The 16,284-nt window shown below is 34.8% G+C and carries 16 protein-coding genes; 9 read left to right on the top strand and 7 right to left on the bottom strand.

Going from position 1 to position 16,284, the window contains the following annotated elements:
* The first annotated feature begins 89 nt into the window (after positions 1–89).
* Positions 90–1,259 (top strand): tyrosine-type recombinase/integrase, encoded by a 1,170-nt coding sequence (locus tag IGI52_RS15685; protein WP_438781698.1) that lies wholly within the window; start codon positions 90–92, stop codon positions 1,257–1,259.
* A gap of 137 nt (positions 1,260–1,396) precedes the next feature.
* Complete coding sequence (locus IGI52_RS15680; RefSeq protein WP_438782253.1) at positions 1,397–2,266, top strand: IS982 family transposase; 870 nt, start codon at positions 1,397–1,399, stop codon at positions 2,264–2,266.
* Between the two features lie 129 nt (positions 2,267–2,395).
* On the opposite strand, the gene IGI52_RS15675 is transcribed toward IGI52_RS15680, so the two are convergent.
* Complete coding sequence (locus IGI52_RS15675) at positions 2,396–3,655, bottom strand: transposase (protein WP_438781697.1); 1,260 nt, start codon at positions 3,653–3,655, stop codon at positions 2,396–2,398.
* A gap of 171 nt (positions 3,656–3,826) precedes the next feature.
* Here IGI52_RS15675 and IGI52_RS15670 point away from each other — a divergent pair, with 171 nt between their 5' ends.
* Both IGI52_RS15670 and IGI52_RS15665 read left to right on the top strand, forming a co-directional pair.
* Entirely contained in the window at positions 3,827–4,420 is a 594-nt protein-coding gene (locus tag IGI52_RS15670) for a hypothetical protein (protein WP_438781696.1), read from the top strand.
* A gap of 628 nt (positions 4,421–5,048) precedes the next feature.
* A complete protein-coding gene (locus IGI52_RS15665) occupies positions 5,049–5,435 on the top strand; it encodes a transposase (RefSeq protein ID WP_438781695.1) in 387 nt (128 codons plus the stop codon).
* Here IGI52_RS15665 and IGI52_RS15660 read toward each other — a convergent pair.
* Both IGI52_RS15660 and IGI52_RS15655 read right to left on the bottom strand, forming a co-directional pair.
* Positions 5,416–5,769 carry a tyrosine-type recombinase/integrase gene (locus tag IGI52_RS15660; RefSeq protein WP_438781694.1) on the bottom strand — a complete coding sequence of 118 codons (354 nt, stop codon included), beginning with the start codon at positions 5,767–5,769 and terminating at the stop codon, positions 5,416–5,418. The two genes, IGI52_RS15665 and IGI52_RS15660, sit on opposite strands and share 20 nt — an antisense overlap.
* Positions 5,770–6,956: 1,187 nt before the next feature.
* Positions 6,957–7,532 (bottom strand): transposase, encoded by a 576-nt coding sequence (locus tag IGI52_RS15655; protein WP_438781693.1) that lies wholly within the window; start codon positions 7,530–7,532, stop codon positions 6,957–6,959.
* On the opposite strand from IGI52_RS15655, the gene IGI52_RS15650 reads away from it, so the two are divergent.
* The 4 genes from IGI52_RS15650 (at position 7,502) to IGI52_RS15635 (ending at position 11,211) form a co-directional block, all read left to right on the top strand.
* Complete coding sequence (locus IGI52_RS15650; RefSeq protein ID WP_438781692.1) at positions 7,502–7,888, top strand: transposase family protein; 387 nt, start codon at positions 7,502–7,504, stop codon at positions 7,886–7,888. The two genes, IGI52_RS15655 and IGI52_RS15650, sit on opposite strands and share 31 nt — an antisense overlap.
* Complete coding sequence (locus IGI52_RS15645; RefSeq protein ID WP_438781691.1) at positions 7,857–9,197, top strand: ISL3 family transposase; 1,341 nt, start codon at positions 7,857–7,859, stop codon at positions 9,195–9,197. Before IGI52_RS15650 ends, IGI52_RS15645 begins: the two co-directional genes overlap by 32 nt.
* A 477-nt stretch (positions 9,198–9,674) precedes the next feature.
* Positions 9,675–10,106, top strand: coding sequence for a transposase family protein (locus IGI52_RS15640; RefSeq protein ID WP_438781690.1), 432 nt, complete (start codon positions 9,675–9,677; stop codon positions 10,104–10,106).
* 10 nt (positions 10,107–10,116) lie between these two features.
* The gene (locus tag IGI52_RS15635) at positions 10,117–11,211 is read left to right on the top strand and encodes an ISL3 family transposase (RefSeq protein WP_438781689.1); all 1,095 of its coding nucleotides are present in this window, start codon (positions 10,117–10,119) and stop codon (positions 11,209–11,211) included.
* Positions 11,212–11,308: 97 nt separating this feature from the next.
* Here the strand turns inward: IGI52_RS15635 and istB are convergent, their stop codons facing one another.
* From istB to IGI52_RS15620, 3 genes are all read right to left on the bottom strand, one after another.
* Entirely contained in the window at positions 11,309–12,073 is a 765-nt protein-coding gene (istB, locus tag IGI52_RS15630) for an IS21-like element helper ATPase IstB (RefSeq protein ID WP_438781688.1), read from the bottom strand.
* A 13-nt stretch (positions 12,074–12,086) separates the two neighbouring features.
* A complete protein-coding gene (istA, locus tag IGI52_RS15625; protein WP_438781687.1) occupies positions 12,087–13,313 on the bottom strand; it encodes an IS21 family transposase in 1,227 nt (408 codons plus the stop codon).
* Positions 13,314–13,377: 64 nt separating this feature from the next.
* The gene (locus tag IGI52_RS15620) at positions 13,378–14,868 is read right to left on the bottom strand and encodes a helix-turn-helix domain-containing protein (RefSeq protein ID WP_438781686.1); all 1,491 of its coding nucleotides are present in this window, start codon (positions 14,866–14,868) and stop codon (positions 13,378–13,380) included.
* Positions 14,869–15,052: 184 nt separating this feature from the next.
* Here IGI52_RS15620 and IGI52_RS15615 point away from each other — a divergent pair, with 184 nt between their 5' ends.
* The gene (locus IGI52_RS15615) at positions 15,053–15,175 is read left to right on the top strand and encodes a hypothetical protein (RefSeq protein ID WP_438781685.1); all 123 of its coding nucleotides are present in this window, start codon (positions 15,053–15,055) and stop codon (positions 15,173–15,175) included.
* A gap of 196 nt (positions 15,176–15,371) precedes the next feature.
* Here IGI52_RS15615 and IGI52_RS15610 read toward each other — a convergent pair whose 3' ends face one another.
* Positions 15,372–16,166 (bottom strand): winged helix-turn-helix domain-containing protein, encoded by a 795-nt coding sequence (locus IGI52_RS15610; RefSeq protein WP_438781684.1) that lies wholly within the window; start codon positions 16,164–16,166, stop codon positions 15,372–15,374.
* Between the last annotated feature and the right edge of the window lie 118 nt (positions 16,167–16,284).

Genomic DNA, 16,284 nt, shown 5'->3' with positions numbered 1-16,284 from the left:
TCATAAGAATTTTGAAAAAACTATGTCTTCAACAAACTAATGAAAGTTAGTTTCTTTTCCTATGTGCCCCACACATAAAGGAGAGAAAAATGAGTACTAATATCAAAAAATATACAAAAAAAGATGGATCATCAGCCTACATGTTCAGAAAATATTTGGGGCTTGATCCAGTGACAGGACGACAAATAGAAAAAACTCGTAGAGGTTTTAAAACTTTAAAAGAAGCAAAACTTGAGTTATCTAAATTAGAAATTGACTATCAAGAAAATGGTCCTTCTCAACAATTTAAATTTAGAAGTTATAAAGAAGTATGTGAAGAATGGTTTGAAATCGTTTATAAGATGAAAGTTAAGGAAAGTACATTTTGGAATACCAGAATGATTTTTGATAAACATATTCTTCCCGAATTAGGAAATCTTAGAATAAATAAGATTACTGTTACTTTTTGCCAAAAAATTGCAAATTGCTGGTCTAGAAAAAGTCCAAAGAGATATTCTAGATTTATCAATTATGCTGGAATGATATTTGATTACGCTTTATCCATTGGAGAGTTAAACGTAAATCCCATGGCTAAGATATTAACACCCATAGTTCAACTAGATGAAGAAGAACATAAAAAATTTTATGAACGAGATCAACTAATCGATTTTCTATCTGATATGAAATTACAATTCCCTGAGATTCGCTATGTCTTTTTTTCTCTTCTAGCCTATACGGGAATGAGAAAAGGCGAAGCTTTAGCTTTGCATTGGAATGATATTGACTTTGAAATGAAATTTTTAAAAATCAATAAAACTCTAGCGGTAGGTAAAAAGGGGAAATTGTTAATTCAAAAACCAAAAACAAAAGCCGCAAATAGGAAGATCACTCTTGATGATCACACTCTCTCATTACTACAAAAATGGTATGTTTCTCAGCAAAGAGAGCTAGATCAATTAGGAAAACACAAAAAAAATGACCAACTTGTTTTTTCAAAATATGATAATCTTCCAATGTATCCTAGGACGCCTCAACCTTGGTTAGAAAGTTTCTATATAAAAAATCCAGATGTGTTTAGAATTTCTCCACATGGTTTTAGACATACACACGCTTCTTTACTGTTTGAAGCTGGCGCAACAATGAAACAAGTTCAATCCCGTCTGGGTCATACAAACATAAAGACAACAATGAATGTTTATACCCATGTTACTAAAAGTGCTGAGGAAGAAACTGCCATCCTTTTTGCAGATTTCATGTCACATGGAAAATCTCTGGTATAATTTCTGTAACAAACAAAAAAACTCTACTGTTCCCAGTAGAGAAAGCTTTATATATCAAGGTTTTTGAAGCTTATTTGTTCAAGCTATCTTTAGCTTGGTCAACTAAATATATCGAAATTTACACAAATACTCAACTAATGTTTTCTGAAATTCTAGAAATCATTCAGTCACTTTACAAAAGATACGTTCCTGCGAAAATAAAAAATCGAAAGAACACTCATCTGTTAAAGCAACCTGATACCGTCATCATTTCTTGTGTTATATGGGGAATGATGAATGGATTAACTACTCAAAGAGCTATATATCGCTCCGTACGGAGCGTTTTAGCATTAGAACATTTTCCTGATCGATCAAGATTTACTCGATTATGTGTCAACCTAACCACAGCTATTAAACTCATTCGTTACCGTTTTGTGATTGAACATGCCAATCCTAAAGATCAACTTTTTGCAATTATTGACAGCTTTCCTAGCCCATTGTGTAAACCCGTAAGAAATCGAAGAGCAAAAGTTTTGTCTGAAGTAGCTGATATCGGCTACAACTCAACTAAAAAGTTATATTTTTACGGATTGAAGATTAGTGTTATGGTTACCAAAACTGGCTTTCCCTTAACTTACACAGTCACTAAAGCTTCAATTCATGATGTGAATATGGCTGAAACACTTGCCTTTGATTGTCCTATTGAAAAACTATTGGGCGATAAGGGCTACGTTAGCTCAGACATGCAAGAAAGACTGTTGAATAAAGGTATAGAGCTATCTACTCCAGTAAAAAAGAATGCCAAAAATAACAATAAACTTAACGATTCATTATTATCTGAACACCGCAAGGTGATTGAAACGGTGTTTTCTAGTTGGGAAAATTTTGGGATTCAGAATTTTAAAAGTAGGTCATTATTAGGGTTTGAAAGTCGATTAGAAAGCATCTTGCTTGTCTACTGTTTAATGCTTTCTAAGGCACAAGAACGTTATGGAGAAACGTTAAAATACTCTTTGGGGCGTTTCTAAAATCAACTAGCACCACGAGTATTGAATATGAAATACTAGCATAAATTATTTCTAATTGAGCTAATTTCATAATTCAGCTTTTTAGAAAAACAAACACTAGTCTAATTTCAAAAATCACTTTTTTTGAAATTAGGCAACTATTTCTTTTCTCAAATTTATTTGTGTTAATCGTTGTGCTGCGTAATTCTTGGCATTGTATGCTAGCTGAATAAGCAAGAGCTCAACCTTTACTGCACCTGCTTTGTAATAAGTTGTATCATTCAAGTTCATATGTTCCTTCAAATAGCCATTGACTCTTTCGACGGCACTTCGCTTGGCATAAAACTTTTTCCAAGACTTTGTCCCACGTGCGGGATGATTGAATTTTCTCGGATCATTGTGTTGTTTGATCTTAATCACTTTTTGACACAAGTTTTCTCGAAAAAGCGCACAACTTTGGCATTTATCTAAAGGGCGAGTGAATTTCAACGCATTATAGCGAGTATCGAAGCTGTCATAGTTATAGCCATACTCTAAAAAGCAAGTTGGCGCATACTCCTTCGTCCATTCGCCATCATTTTTAGCGATTCGTTTTAGAGGAATAATTGGCTCAAAATGAAGAGCATGGGCTTCTTGATAAATGCCTTTGGCGTCGTATCCTTTATCAAAGATGACTAGCGTGTTTTTGATTCCCAGTATACTCAACTCTCGCATTAAAGGAATCCCCATACTGACATCTGAGATGTTGGCGGAAGTCAAAATGGCGGACAAAATATACTGTGATTCAGAAGTAACTGCTAAATGCGCTTTGTAGCCAAACCAATAATTATTTTTTCCTTGGCTATTCGCTTTGATTCCCCATTGAGGCGAAATAGGCAGTTGAGCCTTCATCTCTTCCGTTGTCATTACACGTTGATCGGCGCAACTGGAGACTTGTGCTTTTAATTTTTCAGCCGGCTTAGTATGACCTTCTACTGCAGTGGCATCAAGAGAGACTGCTTCTGAGAAAATAGTAAATTCCCGATCAATGTGTTTAAGTAACGTATTGTTTTGTTCTTCCAGAAGGTGACTGTTTCTTTCAAGCGATTGTAAAATTCGAGAGAATGTAGCTTCTGACGGAGTGCGCTCAGAATACAAAAAGCCTAAGCTAAGTTTAAAGCGAACATCTTGTTTGATTCTTGAAACCAACGCAGCGACGGTCGGAATTCCTTCAAGATAACGAACAATTAACGCACGAACAGCGGCTTCATAATTTACAGTGATCGGTGCTCCGACAGAAGTATCCTTTTGAAAAAGAAAGACGAGCGACGATAAATCTAGTGGGGAGAAAATCGCTAGATATTTCTCCTCAATATCTAGTTGTTCTAAAATTTGTAGATCAAATAGAGTAGGTTGTTGTACAATAGACATAAGGAATCCCCCTAATGCACAGTAAAGAATAATGTAAAGTGAAAGCGTAGAAGCCGCATGGATAGGAGCCTTACGGCTGAAACACTACGCATAATAAATTGCTCAATGAACTATATACTGCCAAGATTATTTTTAGGGCTATCCCTAAAAATACATTTTGGAGGCAAGATCATGAAAGAAAAAGTAGAACTGAAAGAACTTATCAAACTGCTAGATCAAGAGCTTCAAAGGGGTGGTTATAAAGAAGCCACCCTAAATTATTATCGAAGTAACTGGAAAAGACTTATTGCCTATTTTGATTCGCAAAATGAACTTTATTTTTCAGAATCCGTCGCTATGCGCTATGTCGATGAAAAATGTGATTTCTTCGCTAAAGAACAAGCCGGTACACTTACTCAAAGTAATGCGTATTTATTCCGAATCGTCCGTATGCTGGGGGACTTCCAAGAACACGGAATTGTTCTTCGACGTTATAGTCAAACTCTAAATAAAGTTAATCAGACGAAGCACTTAAAATTATTGGAACAGTTCAAAAAAGATAATCGTTTCACAGAATATGCTAAATCTACACAGGAAAGCTATAGTAGAACAGCAGAAAATTTTTTGTGCTTTATAGAAGGCAATGGGATCATTCTTGAACAAATAACAGCTACTAATCTAAATGATTTTGTCAAAACACTATTAGGTTATCGTCCTAAAATGGTTGAGTTTGTTTTGTGTGGCACTCGAGCCTTTCTACGCTTCTTATATAAAGAAAATCACTAGTGTTGCAAAGATTTCCTATGTTAGAAACCTTGTTCTAAAGCTATCCATGCACAAACAAATCCTTTATATTGTTCTCGGATGACTAAAAACAATAAAAAGTACTAAAAACCATAAATAAGTTTAATACAGAAATTTTTTTATGGTTTTCTTCAATAAACTTTTCGGAGCTGTCTGAAGAAAAGCCAGAATAGCATTAATAAATACGATAATTACAGTAAAAAATTAGATTTTCAAACGTCGTTAAAATTCATGCTTTATGTTGTTTATGAGGAGCTACCTAGCTTTCGAGAAATCGATCGTGCATTTATGGATCCATTACTTTGTACAGAGCTCCACTTGGGTTCGGTTTGTCACAGCTCTCTTTCCCGTAAAATATCTCAGATTCATTCCGACGTTTTGATGGATATTTTTATTCAGCTTGTTCAAAAAATTTCTACCCAAAAACCAGGATCCAAAACATCGATGCTTCAACTCAGTGATTCCCCAACGATTCCGTTGAACAAAATGTGGCTTCCTTGAGCGAAATTTTGTAAAACAAAAGCTGGTATCAAACTGCATCTGAACATCTGTTATATCGATGAAGAAAATCAATATCCTGAAAACTTTACTATCACAAACGCAGAGGTACATGATCGAAATCAGTTCGAATGTTTTATTGATAAATCGGGAAACTACCTATGTGGTGGATCGTGGGTACTTTGATTACAAACTACTTGATCGATTACATAATAATGGTTACATCTTTGTGAATCGGATAAGATCGAATACAAAAATCACATTCTTAGATCAAATTGAACATGCGCATGTCCGAACAACGGATGGACAAGTTATCAGTGACCAACAAGTAATTCTTGGTGGCAGTATGAACTATCATACTGAACGGTTTCGATTGGTTACGATTCTAACCAAAGGGAAAAAGTTTTTGAGACTTATCACAACTCGATTTGACATTACACCGAACGAAGTCGCCGACATGTACCAAGCATGTTGGCAGATTATACCGATATCGGTATAACTATTTCAATCCGCAGAGAATTTTTAACACCACTCATCGTCCTCTGCGTATTTAAACGCAACTCTTGTTTAAATACAGATTGTTCACTACTACTTAATTTTTTTGAAGCCTCTCTCTTCATTTCAATAGTTGCTTGAGCATAAATTCGTGTCGTTTCCATTTGGCTATGTCTCAACCATCCGCTCACTAACGGCAACGGAACGTCTGCAACATAAAGATGCATGGCTCTTGAGTGTCGGAAAAGATGCGGATGTAAATGTGGCAATTCAGGAGCCATTTGCCATGCGGTTACTTCGTAATCATTTAAAAAGCGACGGACGTTATCATCTGACATTTTGGCTTTGATTCCGTTTCTGATTGTATAAAAAAGTATAGATTTCATATCCTGAACAACATTCAATTACTGTAGCAGAAACATACTCTAATTCTTTCGGATATGTGTTTAAAATATATTGCTTTAACAGCAACAATTCTTTATCGACGGTCATCAGCTTCTTCCAATTGTCGGTTTATGTAAACGTTATATCTCTCATAAGACTAGTATCGATGTTTTGTATCGTCAAATCGCAGTAATTAAATATTTAAACTAATTAAGATCGAGGCCATGAGATTTATTGATATGGAAAAAATTAAATAATTAATGGCGATCAATAGTAACCTATAGAATAAAAACGGAGACATTCATACGGAAAGGAAAATAGGAATGACATTATTGGAATATGAACAAGCAAGGAAATTACATGAGCAGTATGCAACTGAAATTAAAAAGATCGTTTCGTTGCACAAAGAGGATCCCGATCTCTTTCATGGGTTAGGAAAAGATAAATATTGCGTGTATTGCGATCAGTACAAAGAGATACGAAGCAAGCAAGATAGTAATCTTCAGTTGTTACAAGCGTACGAAAAAGAGAACTCAGTAGCTAATCCGATTATTCAGCAAGTAATAGTGCCAGAAAAAAAAACACGGCAGAAACGGAATTATTCTATTTATACCCTCACTTTCAAAGACGGTTCAGAGTTTATGGTATACGCCACCTCTATAAAAACAGCTTGTACGCTTGTTGGTAAGTCGGAAGAAAAGCTTTCTAAATCTGTGGTGATAAAGAAAGATTATTACGAGAGTATTTACTTAGAAAGAGACAATGGCGCGCTCACTTCGGTCGCTTCAGCAATATCTGATCGGCTGCGAGGAAAAAGTTATGTACTGGCAGAGAAGATGCAAACTCAAATCAGGTCTTCAGGAACTTGCTTCAATGAAGCTCCGATTGAGTTTTTTAAATACGCACCGGACAAGTTAAAAGAATTGGCCGTATTCTGTGATCAACTACCAATTACAAAAACAAAAAAATTTAAATCAATAGGGAAAATTTCCTTAGATACAAAGCGCGGTTCGTTTGCTTTATCTACTGGTCAAGTTTTAATAAAGATTGGGAAAGAAATTTTCATTGCAATGGATGAAGATGAATTTTTGAACAACTTTGTTGAGGATGAATGTAAATGCCCCATAGGTTCTTTCCAATTTCATGGGATTCGACGATTTTCCAATGATAAAACTTTTTTTCGTAATAAATTGAAACTGCACCGTCCATACATCTGTTTCTTTATGGTCTTTATCTTATTTACGCTACCTTCAGCTAAACCATTGTTATATTTATGAGTAATCGCATATTTGACTGCTGGGAAATCATTTAAGAGACTACCCACAAACTTTAATAGAGAGACATCATCAAAATTTTCTTTTACAGAAGACATCCAGCTTTTAAAAGACTCTAGATCTTGTTTTTTTAAACAATGACGAAATCTCCAAACTAATTCATAGAGTTGTTTGTATTTTGGATGCTGATTGAAAACTAATTCCAATAACTCACTATCAATGACGGGAACTTTCTCAATCGGTAAATAGAATAGTTTAATTAACCATTTTCGTTCTAATATTTCAATGGATTTCCCTTGATACTCTTCTTTAAAATGTTTATGAAGACGACGTTGCCGGGACATATATCCTCGAATAGCATCTACTGTTCCGGTATATCCTTTTTCAGAAATAATTTGAAAAATCTCTGAGTATGTTTTTCTTTCTTTACGAAGCGCAAGCACTTTCTACCTCGGCAAAGTGCCCCACATGTCGCTGCAAATCCACCAATATTCATGATTCTTATACTACTAAAATTCAAGATCTACCGATTCAAAGTAAGACAGTCTATTTAAATTTACTTATACGAAGATTCAAATGTCAAAATCCTGACTGTTCTAAAAAAACATTTTCTGAGACGTTCCCTTTTAGGGAACGAAATGCACGAAAAACAACACGATTGATGAAACTAATTGTTGATTTAGCAGAAAGTCGGAGTTCTGTAGGTATGACTAAAGACCTTGAAGAAATGGGAATCATAGTAAGGAAGAGTAGTCTATGTAATTATCTTGGGCAAAAAAAAAATTCACGTAGATTATGATGTAGCTGAAATATGCATTGATGATTTCGCTCTGAAGAAACGCCAACGTTATGGCACAATTATGGTAGATATCAAAACTGGGAAAATTGTTGACCTGCTGGAATCTCGTGAAAAAGAGGATGTGATCGAATGGCTTAAAAAATTCAAATGTGTTGAGCTGGTGTCACGTGATGGTTCTCGTACATACTCTGCAGCGATTAAGAAAGCATTCCCTCATGCAATACAAGTCACCGATAGATTTCATTTGGTTGCTCGTCTTTGTGAACTCGCTCAAACATTCATGCGCCACTCTTTCCCGCCAAGGATTCCAATCGAGATTTCCAATGAAAAATATGAAAAATTTGAAGATTTTCTTCTATATGCTTCACGAAGAGATAAAATTGTTTATGTAAAACGGCTGCATACCGACGGTATGACACAGCAAGAAATTCGAATGAAAACAGGCTTCGGCCTTAAAACTATTTCCAAGTATATAAAAATGAAGGAGAAGGAAATTCCGGAAGATAAAGCAATATTTTGGGAACGACATCATAATGAGCTAATGGAAGAAAAACAACAACAAATTGATGAAGTGAGAGCCCTTGCCAAAAAAGGAGTTGCCCTTTCCGAAATAACTGATATTACAGGATACACGCCTCAAACAATTGTAAGATATTTAGGAAAAGATGCTTCTTCTCTCAGCGGACAATATGGGATCGATCGTTCTGGTAAATTAGAAAAATATCGCAAAGAAGTGCTTGCGCTTCGTAAAGAAAGAAAAACATACTCAGAGATTTTTCAAATTATTTCTGAAAAAGGATATACCGGAACAGTAGATGCTATTCGAGGATATATGTCCCGGCAACGTCGTCTTCATAAACATTTTAAAGAAGAGTATCAAGGGAAATCCATTGAAATATTAGAACGAAAATGGTTAATTAAACTATTCTATTTACCGATTGAGAAAGTTCCCGTCATTGATAGTGAGTTATTGGAATTAGTTTTCAATCAGCATCCAAAATACAAACAACTCTATGAATTAGTTTGGAGATTTCGTCATTGTTTAAAAAAACAAGATCTAGAGTCTTTTAAAAGCTGGATGTCTTCTGTAAAAGAAAATTTTGATGATGTCTCTCTATTAAAGTTTGTGGGTAGTCTCTTAAATGATTTCCCAGCAGTCAAATATGCGATTACTCATAAATATAACAATGGTTTAGCTGAAGGTAGCGTAAATAAGATAAAGACCATAAAGAAACAGATGTATGGACGGTGCAGTTTCAATTTATTACGAAAAAAAGTTTTATCATTGGAAAATCGTCGAATCCCATGAAATTGGAAAGAACCGATTAGGCATTTACGGATGAATCGCTAGTGTGGGTTGAAAAGTAATAGAGTTCCCCGTTCCCTTCTTATCAGATGTCACTAGTGTTGCAAAGATCCCCACTCTAACCAAATCATTGATTTAGTTAGAGTGGGGATCTTTACAACACTAGTGAAGAAAAACATTTTTAAAACGAAGTTTCTGTATTATACTTATCCATAGTTGTAGTCCTTTTTATTGGTCTTAGATAAATCATCCGAGTGCAGTATAATGGATTTTTTTGTGTATGAATAGCTTTAGAACAAGGTTTCTAACATGGAAAATCTTTGCAACATTAATGCTATTTTATCGAATAAAATTTTGGGTGGCTCAAATTTACAATTAGCCTCTTGGTTGTCAACGGACATTGCTAAATGGTTCTTTCCTGACTATGGTGGTAATTCGATGTATAATCAAGTTAACACCATATGAAAGGTCTTGATTAAGATGTCTACACTGGATATTGAAGAATTAACAATCGAATCTGAGGAAAAAATAGATGACTATTACTTGATGCACTGTAGTTTGAGAAATGACACATGCGATTGTCCAACATGTAAAGAGAATTCATCTTTTGTTCACGCATATTATGACCGAGTGGTCCAAGATTTGCCAATCAATGGGAAATCTGTCTATCTGAAAATTAGATGCCGCAAGTTTCTCTGCAAGAACAAAGACTGTCCGCAAAAACTATTTACGCAACAAACACAGTTTGTCAGACCGCAATCCAAAAAGACCAAACGATTAGAAAAGGTTATCTTAAAAGTAGTCACTAATACCAGTCTGATTGAAGCTTCAGCCACTTTGAAACAATTAGGAATTCAAGCAAGTAAAAGTTCGATTGCCGAACTTCTAAAAAAAAATCGAAATCTTCAATAATAAACCAGCTATGATTGTCTGTTTGGATGACTTTGCTTTAAGAAAGCGCCACTCTTATGGCAGTATTCTGGTTGACTTTCAAACAAAGAAAGTCATAGATTTATTTCCCTCAAGGAGTCAAGAATCTGTCACTCAATGGCTGTCTTCTGTTTTTCAGGACATTTCCTTTGTCATACGAGATGGCGCAATAGCTTTTCGAAATGCCATTTCTCAAGCTTTTCCTGAAGCCATACAAATTGCCGATCGTTTCCATGTGTTAAAATCACTTACCGACCATGCCCTTCAAGCTATTCGACCATTGATTCCTAGTCAGATTCAAATAAAATATGAAAAGATTTCGTCGATGGAAAGAACAGCCCCCACGATCAGTCAGCAAGTCAAACAGAATTTAGTAGAACAGGTTCGTCAAAAAAGACAATTAGGTTGGTCCTTCGCTAAAATTGGTCGATATTTTTCTCTGGATCCCAGAACAGTCAAACGGTATTGTGACCGTTCAATCAATACATTGGATGACCATCAGAGAAAAGAGAGACTTACCCGATTGGATCAGTATAAAGAGCTGTTGGTTGAAGCAATGACTGTCTGCTCAACGCTAAAGCAAGTCTACGAAATTTTGGTCGAATCTGGTTATGACCGTACTTTCGAAACCTTTCAAAGAAGTTACAAGCAAGTCCTAGCTAAAACAGACACTGATGTGTCACGAACCAAAGTACATAAAAGGCCAATCAATCGGCTTATTTTTGAACATTCTTTAAACTGGAGTCAATTAGATAATGTGTCAAAAACGGTCCTTGAAAACACTCCTTTGTTGGTCACTATTATCCAATTCGTTCAGAAATTTCGAAAAATTTTGTCTGATTGCAGCTTTGAGCAGTTGGATCAATGGATTCAACAAGTTAGGGAACTGAGAAACTCGGAATTAAATAAATTCGTCAATGGACTGGAACGAGACAAAGATGCCATAGAAAATGCCCTGATCTATCCAGAACTATCAAATGGACTGGCCGAAGGAAAAGTAAATAAATTGAAAAAGATTAAACGAATTATGTTTGGTCGCTGTTCTTTTGAGACTTTACGAACAAAAATGATTCTTTCAGAACTGTAGCACCATAGTCAGGAAAGAACCTGCTAAATGTCGTTTTTTGGCCACTTGAAAATGTTGGTTTTCGGCCATCCAAAATGTTGGTTTTTGGTCCATAGATCTATTTCTTGTTGGAATCCTTTGCTTTATTTTCTTTATAATCCTTCATTCTATATGAGGGACCATTAATCTGAATAATCTTTGAATGATGAATTAATCGATCGATGATCGCATTCGTAAGTTTCTTATTTTGAAAGATTTCTGCCCATTGAGATAGCGGACTATTCGTGGTGATAATCGTTGATTTCTTTTCATATCTACGGTTGATCAATTGGAAGAAAAGATTTGCTCCGTCTTTATTGAAAGGTAAATAGCCGATCTCATCGATAATCAATAAATCATAGTTGCTATATTTCTTAAGCATACTTTCTAAAGTTCCTCTCTTGTGCGCACGCTCTAATTTTGAAATCAACTCATTGCTAAGAACGAAATGACAAGAGTACTCTTTTTGGATCGCTTCTAAGGCTATGGAAATAGCGAGGTGGCTTTTGCCAACCCCACTGTTTCCAATAAATAGAATACTATCTGCTGTATCCATAAACCTAAGGGAACAGAGATCAAGGATTTCACTTTTAATGATTTGTGGTTGAAACCCAAAATCAAAGTCATTAATTCTCTTTTTGAAAGGAAGCCGCGCTCTGTGCAGCCGCAATTCATCTTTTTTCTTTTTTCGATTGCTCAATTCGGCAGTGGTTAAAGTTAATAAGGCATCCACAAAACTTAGTTCTTGTTGGACAATCGTGTCTAACGAATCCGGTAAGGATTCTCTAATGTAGTGTAAATTTAGATCTTCTAGTTGATTTAATAATTGATGATAGTTCGACATATTTCTTCCTCCATTACAATTCGTCATAAGCTTTCAAATTTTCATCTACGAAGCGCTCTAATTCATCATCTTTCAGATGTTTGAATACATCTGATTGAAGAATTTGAACATAGTCTTCTCGTTCATAATTGAGTCGTTTTTCGCTTATCAAGTGTTCTCTGATAAGGTTGCCATTATGGTAGATAGTTAAGTAACCGCCATCTTCTTCTAAGAGAACATTTTGACCAATGTAATTGATAGGAACGGAATATTTCTTGTTTTTGTGTTGAACCATCGATTCCATCGAAACTTTTCGTAAAATCAGTTGATCCTCTGCACAATAACCTGATAATTGTTCATAATCGTAAGGTTTTAGTTTTGGTTTTTCAATGGACCATCGATCGACTGGTCGTTCATAGGTAGCTTGCGATATTTCTTCGTAGTTTAGCTGATCCATTAAAAGCGTAACTTCACTACAGAACTCGAATTTATCGTCTAGTTCGTAGTTATAGACTTTTAATCGATCCATTGTTCTAGCCAACGCTTCAACTTTGCCTTTTGTCTGGGGCCGAAAGGGCCGACAGGCTATGGGTTTAAATCCGGCATCTTTACTATATTGTCTAAACGTCTCGTTAAAAACGACTTTAGTAAATTGACTTTTACTGCGATTAACAACCGTCTTCATATTGTCAAACCAAATTTCTTGAGGGATACCTCCAGTTTCATAAAATGCTTGATTCAAGCACTGGAATAACGTTTTTTGAGAACGATCAAAGGTAACTTCTAAGTATTTCATTCTTGAATAACCTAGGATATAGAGAAAAATATTACAGGTGACGACTTCCCCTGTTTTTAGCACTAACTTGATATCTTCTTTCCAATCAACTTGAGCAGACAATCCAGGAGTCGTTTCAATTCTGATCGTTGCTTTTTCAATCTTATCCTCACGGATATTTCTGCAATATCGGCGAATCGTCCTTTCGCTGCCGGAATATCCCTTTTTAGAAATAAAATGATAAATCGCTGTAGAGGAACAGCCTAACGAGAGTTTATCAATGATAATTGCTTCGTAATCATCAATTAGAGTTTTCTTGTTCTGATTCCTTTTTCCAAGACTGGGAAGTTCTTTACTAATTCCAGCATCATAATAACGTTTAACGGTACGATAATCGCAGTTAAATTGTCTAGCCAATGCCGCATAATTGGGTTTTGTTTCACTCATAATGTGTAATAACACTCCTTCGTAGATATCTTTTCTCACTTTACAATCCTCCTATGAATTGTTGTGAGAAAAGCGTATCAAAATGGAGCGAAAACCTACATTTCTATTTGCCCATTTTCCTACATCTTATCGTGTCCGTTAACATCTTGGTTACTGAACTTAAGGATTTTTCCAACAATAAATAGTCATCTTTTTTCATTCGAGGACTAATGATAACCAGCTGCTGGTTAATGGGCAGCGAGGTTTGTTCATTTGCAATTGTTGTTACAACGATCTGTGCTTCCAAAAAATTCTTTGTAAATTTTATTTTGTATTTATTTTGAAATTTTTCTTTAATCATCTCCTCTAGATAGCGCTCATAAGAAATTGAAATATCTGATGAAATAAACATTTGTAATTCCAGTGGATGTAGCGAAAATTTATTCAATGGAAAGATAGATAAACATAATGAAAGAGCTACGCTTTCATAGGTAATTAGATGTTTACTTTCTCTTTTTTTATCGATAAAACATGCCCAAGCTCTTTTAAATCTGGTCCAATAATTTGGATAGTCCTTGCTAAACTCAGCAAAATTAACAACATGTGCCGTATTTCCTGTGTAATCAATACTATATTCAGAAAAATAGGAAGACAAAGCAGATTTTGTAAATAATAAATTAAATTCCTTCTGCTTTTTAGAATTTAACGATGAGAATTGCATTACAAAACAATCTAAAAAAGTAGAAGAGTACCCATTAATACTCTTTAAAACAGAAGAATGTGGCATTTCCACTATGCTTAAATCAAAATCATAAATATCAGAATTATATAACGTTAATACGAACATTTCCCATTCTATACCTGACCAAGAATTAAATTCAATCGGTCTTTTTGGTATAGAGAAATCTTTCAAAATTGAAATTTGCTCATAATTCAGAGAAAGTTCTTTCTTTTTTAAAATTGCATTAGAATAAATAAAAACCCAGAAAGCTAAAATTTCTATTTTAAATGGATCAAATAGCATCCCTAAATAACTCATTACACTCTTCGACAAATCTAGATATTTTGATTTATTTTCAATCCACGACACCTTCGAAATTTGTCTGTTGGTACTCCAGAGAAATACATAAGAAAAAATCCGAATATTTAATTCATTCGATTTAAACTGAATTTTTTCTGCACATGAAACATACACACTATACGCCTTAATCTTTTTATTAATTAATCGCACCCTTCTTTGTAGTGTTGACTGACTCAGACCCCATTCATTACATATCTCGATGCTAGACAGTGTTCGTTTTTCAATCAACGAAGACAATAATTTGTAGGCAAAGTCTCTTGTGAAAATTGCATGAAAAATATCCTGTAAATTTGATCCTTGCCTCTTTAATTGAAATACTCCTCTTTTTACAGTTATCAATTCTATAGAATACTCAGAATTGGCATATACATCAGTCACAAGTTGCGATAGCTCCTTCAACATTTTAAGAATAGTAACCGAATTACTATATCCCAATTGTTCCTTTAATTCTTCTATAGAAATTGGATAATCAACTGAATCAAGTCTTTCAATAATATCTCTCTTCAAAAGAGTTTGATAATCTAATCCAAACAAAAAAAATCATCCTTACTATAAAATTTCTTTGCATAAAAAAATTAGTGTTTTAAAAACCCCAACTAACACAATTCTTTAATATTACTAGTGTTACAACCATGTTAGGAAGCTATCCATGCACAAAAAAATCCTTTATACTGTTCTCGGGTGACTTATCCAAGACCAATAAAAAGGACTAAAAGCAATGGATAAGTATAATACAGAAACTTCGTTTCAGAAATGGTTTTCAGAGGACTTCAAACAACAACGATTGAAGTATAAAATACCAGTTGTGACTCCAGTCGATTCAAATCTAAAAATCAGTTAGCTAGTGAAATGATCACACAAACGATTGAAGAAGGCCATTTTCCTATCCAATGGATTGGTTGTGATACCGCATTTGGCTGACCATGATTTTCTGCGTAGTTTGCCAGAGTCCGTTCACTATTTTGCGGCGATCAAAGAAGACGAGCTGGTATTCCTTGCGCGTCCTAGAGTGACACACGGGTTCATTCTCGAATCGCTTAACTTTGAAAGTTTTTATATAATTGAGCGTCATTTTTTATTTCATAAGATAACTTGGGCTCCATCCGATAACCTTTTCCCCACATCGTATGTATCGCAGAACCACCAATCGATGTATCTTCAAATTTCGACTTAATCCGCGAAACCATACTAGATAATGATGCTAAATGTGACTTCGTCACTCCATCGTTCCATATCTTTCTACACAATTCCCCTCGGTCTACAATCTGATTCTCAGACTCTAGTAAAATGGTTAGTATTTTTATTTCTATTTGAGATAATCGATATACCACTTCCATAAGTTGTATCTTCTTTTCATCAGTCATCTTATCTGTTAGTATTGTCGAATCTACCAGTGGCCCCCTTCTATAAAATTGTTCATTCCCTCGATTCCCATGGTGTGTGAATGTTCTATGTTCTACATTTGGTCTTTCCAACTGATACAAACATTCCCTTAATTCATCATTTGTTTCACTTGTTGAAATAATTGCATGAAGTTTGGCATCTTCCAAATAACTTTGTTCCATACTCGTCGGAAATGTTTCTACCTTTCGAATGATTTTGATAGAATATTTTTTTAAAAACGGAACCAATACACTCACTTCTGACTCGCAAATGCTTTCACTCAAAATGATATATTGGAAAAAGTTCAAAAATTCGTTTCCTTCTAGTTGTTGTAGACATATACTAAACAATTTTGAAGAACAATAAACCTCATAATTTAATGTTTGAATCTTCTGCTGAATCTCTTTCTCTGCTAAAATATTTTTAGTTAAAATCAAGACTTGACTCATACTATCATTCCATTCCTCTTTTATTTGTCATAAATTATTTTGAAAATCTATTCTTAACATCGGAACTCTTCTAATAGTTCCGGACATTTTTGCTCAGATCATCGTTCTAAATACTAGA

The organism is Enterococcus sp. DIV0187 (genome assembly GCF_051713785.1).
GTDB classification, from domain to species: domain Bacteria; phylum Bacillota; class Bacilli; order Lactobacillales; family Enterococcaceae; genus Enterococcus_A; species Enterococcus_A avium.
Note: the sequence above shows the minus strand (reverse complement) of the source record. Positions and strands in the feature narration are given on the sequence as shown.

Coding starts and splice junctions, on each gene's coding strand:
- IGI52_RS15670 (WP_438781696.1), top strand. CDS start 3,827: ATGAAAGAAAAAGTAGAACTGAAAGAACTTATCAAACTGCTAGATCAA.
- IGI52_RS15660 (WP_438781694.1), bottom strand. CDS start 5,769: ATGTCAGATGATAACGTCCGTCGCTTTTTAAATGATTACGAAGTAACC.
- istB (WP_438781688.1), bottom strand. CDS start 12,073: ATGTCGAACTATCATCAATTATTAAATCAACTAGAAGATCTAAATTTA.
- IGI52_RS15610 (WP_438781684.1), bottom strand. CDS start 16,166: ATGAGTCAAGTCTTGATTTTAACTAAAAATATTTTAGCAGAGAAAGAG.
- IGI52_RS15665 (WP_438781695.1), top strand. CDS start 5,049: ATGATCGAAATCAGTTCGAATGTTTTATTGATAAATCGGGAAACTACC.
- IGI52_RS15640 (WP_438781690.1), top strand. CDS start 9,675: ATGTCTACACTGGATATTGAAGAATTAACAATCGAATCTGAGGAAAAA.
- IGI52_RS15685 (WP_438781698.1), top strand. CDS start 90: ATGAGTACTAATATCAAAAAATATACAAAAAAAGATGGATCATCAGCC.
- IGI52_RS15650 (WP_438781692.1), top strand. CDS start 7,502: ATGTTTTTCTTTCTTTACGAAGCGCAAGCACTTTCTACCTCGGCAAAG.
- IGI52_RS15675 (WP_438781697.1), bottom strand. CDS start 3,655: ATGTCTATTGTACAACAACCTACTCTATTTGATCTACAAATTTTAGAA.
- IGI52_RS15615 (WP_438781685.1), top strand. CDS start 15,053: ATGGATAAGTATAATACAGAAACTTCGTTTCAGAAATGGTTTTCAGAG.
- IGI52_RS15635 (WP_438781689.1), top strand. CDS start 10,117: ATGATTGTCTGTTTGGATGACTTTGCTTTAAGAAAGCGCCACTCTTAT.
- IGI52_RS15680 (WP_438782253.1), top strand. CDS start 1,397: ATGTTTTCTGAAATTCTAGAAATCATTCAGTCACTTTACAAAAGATAC.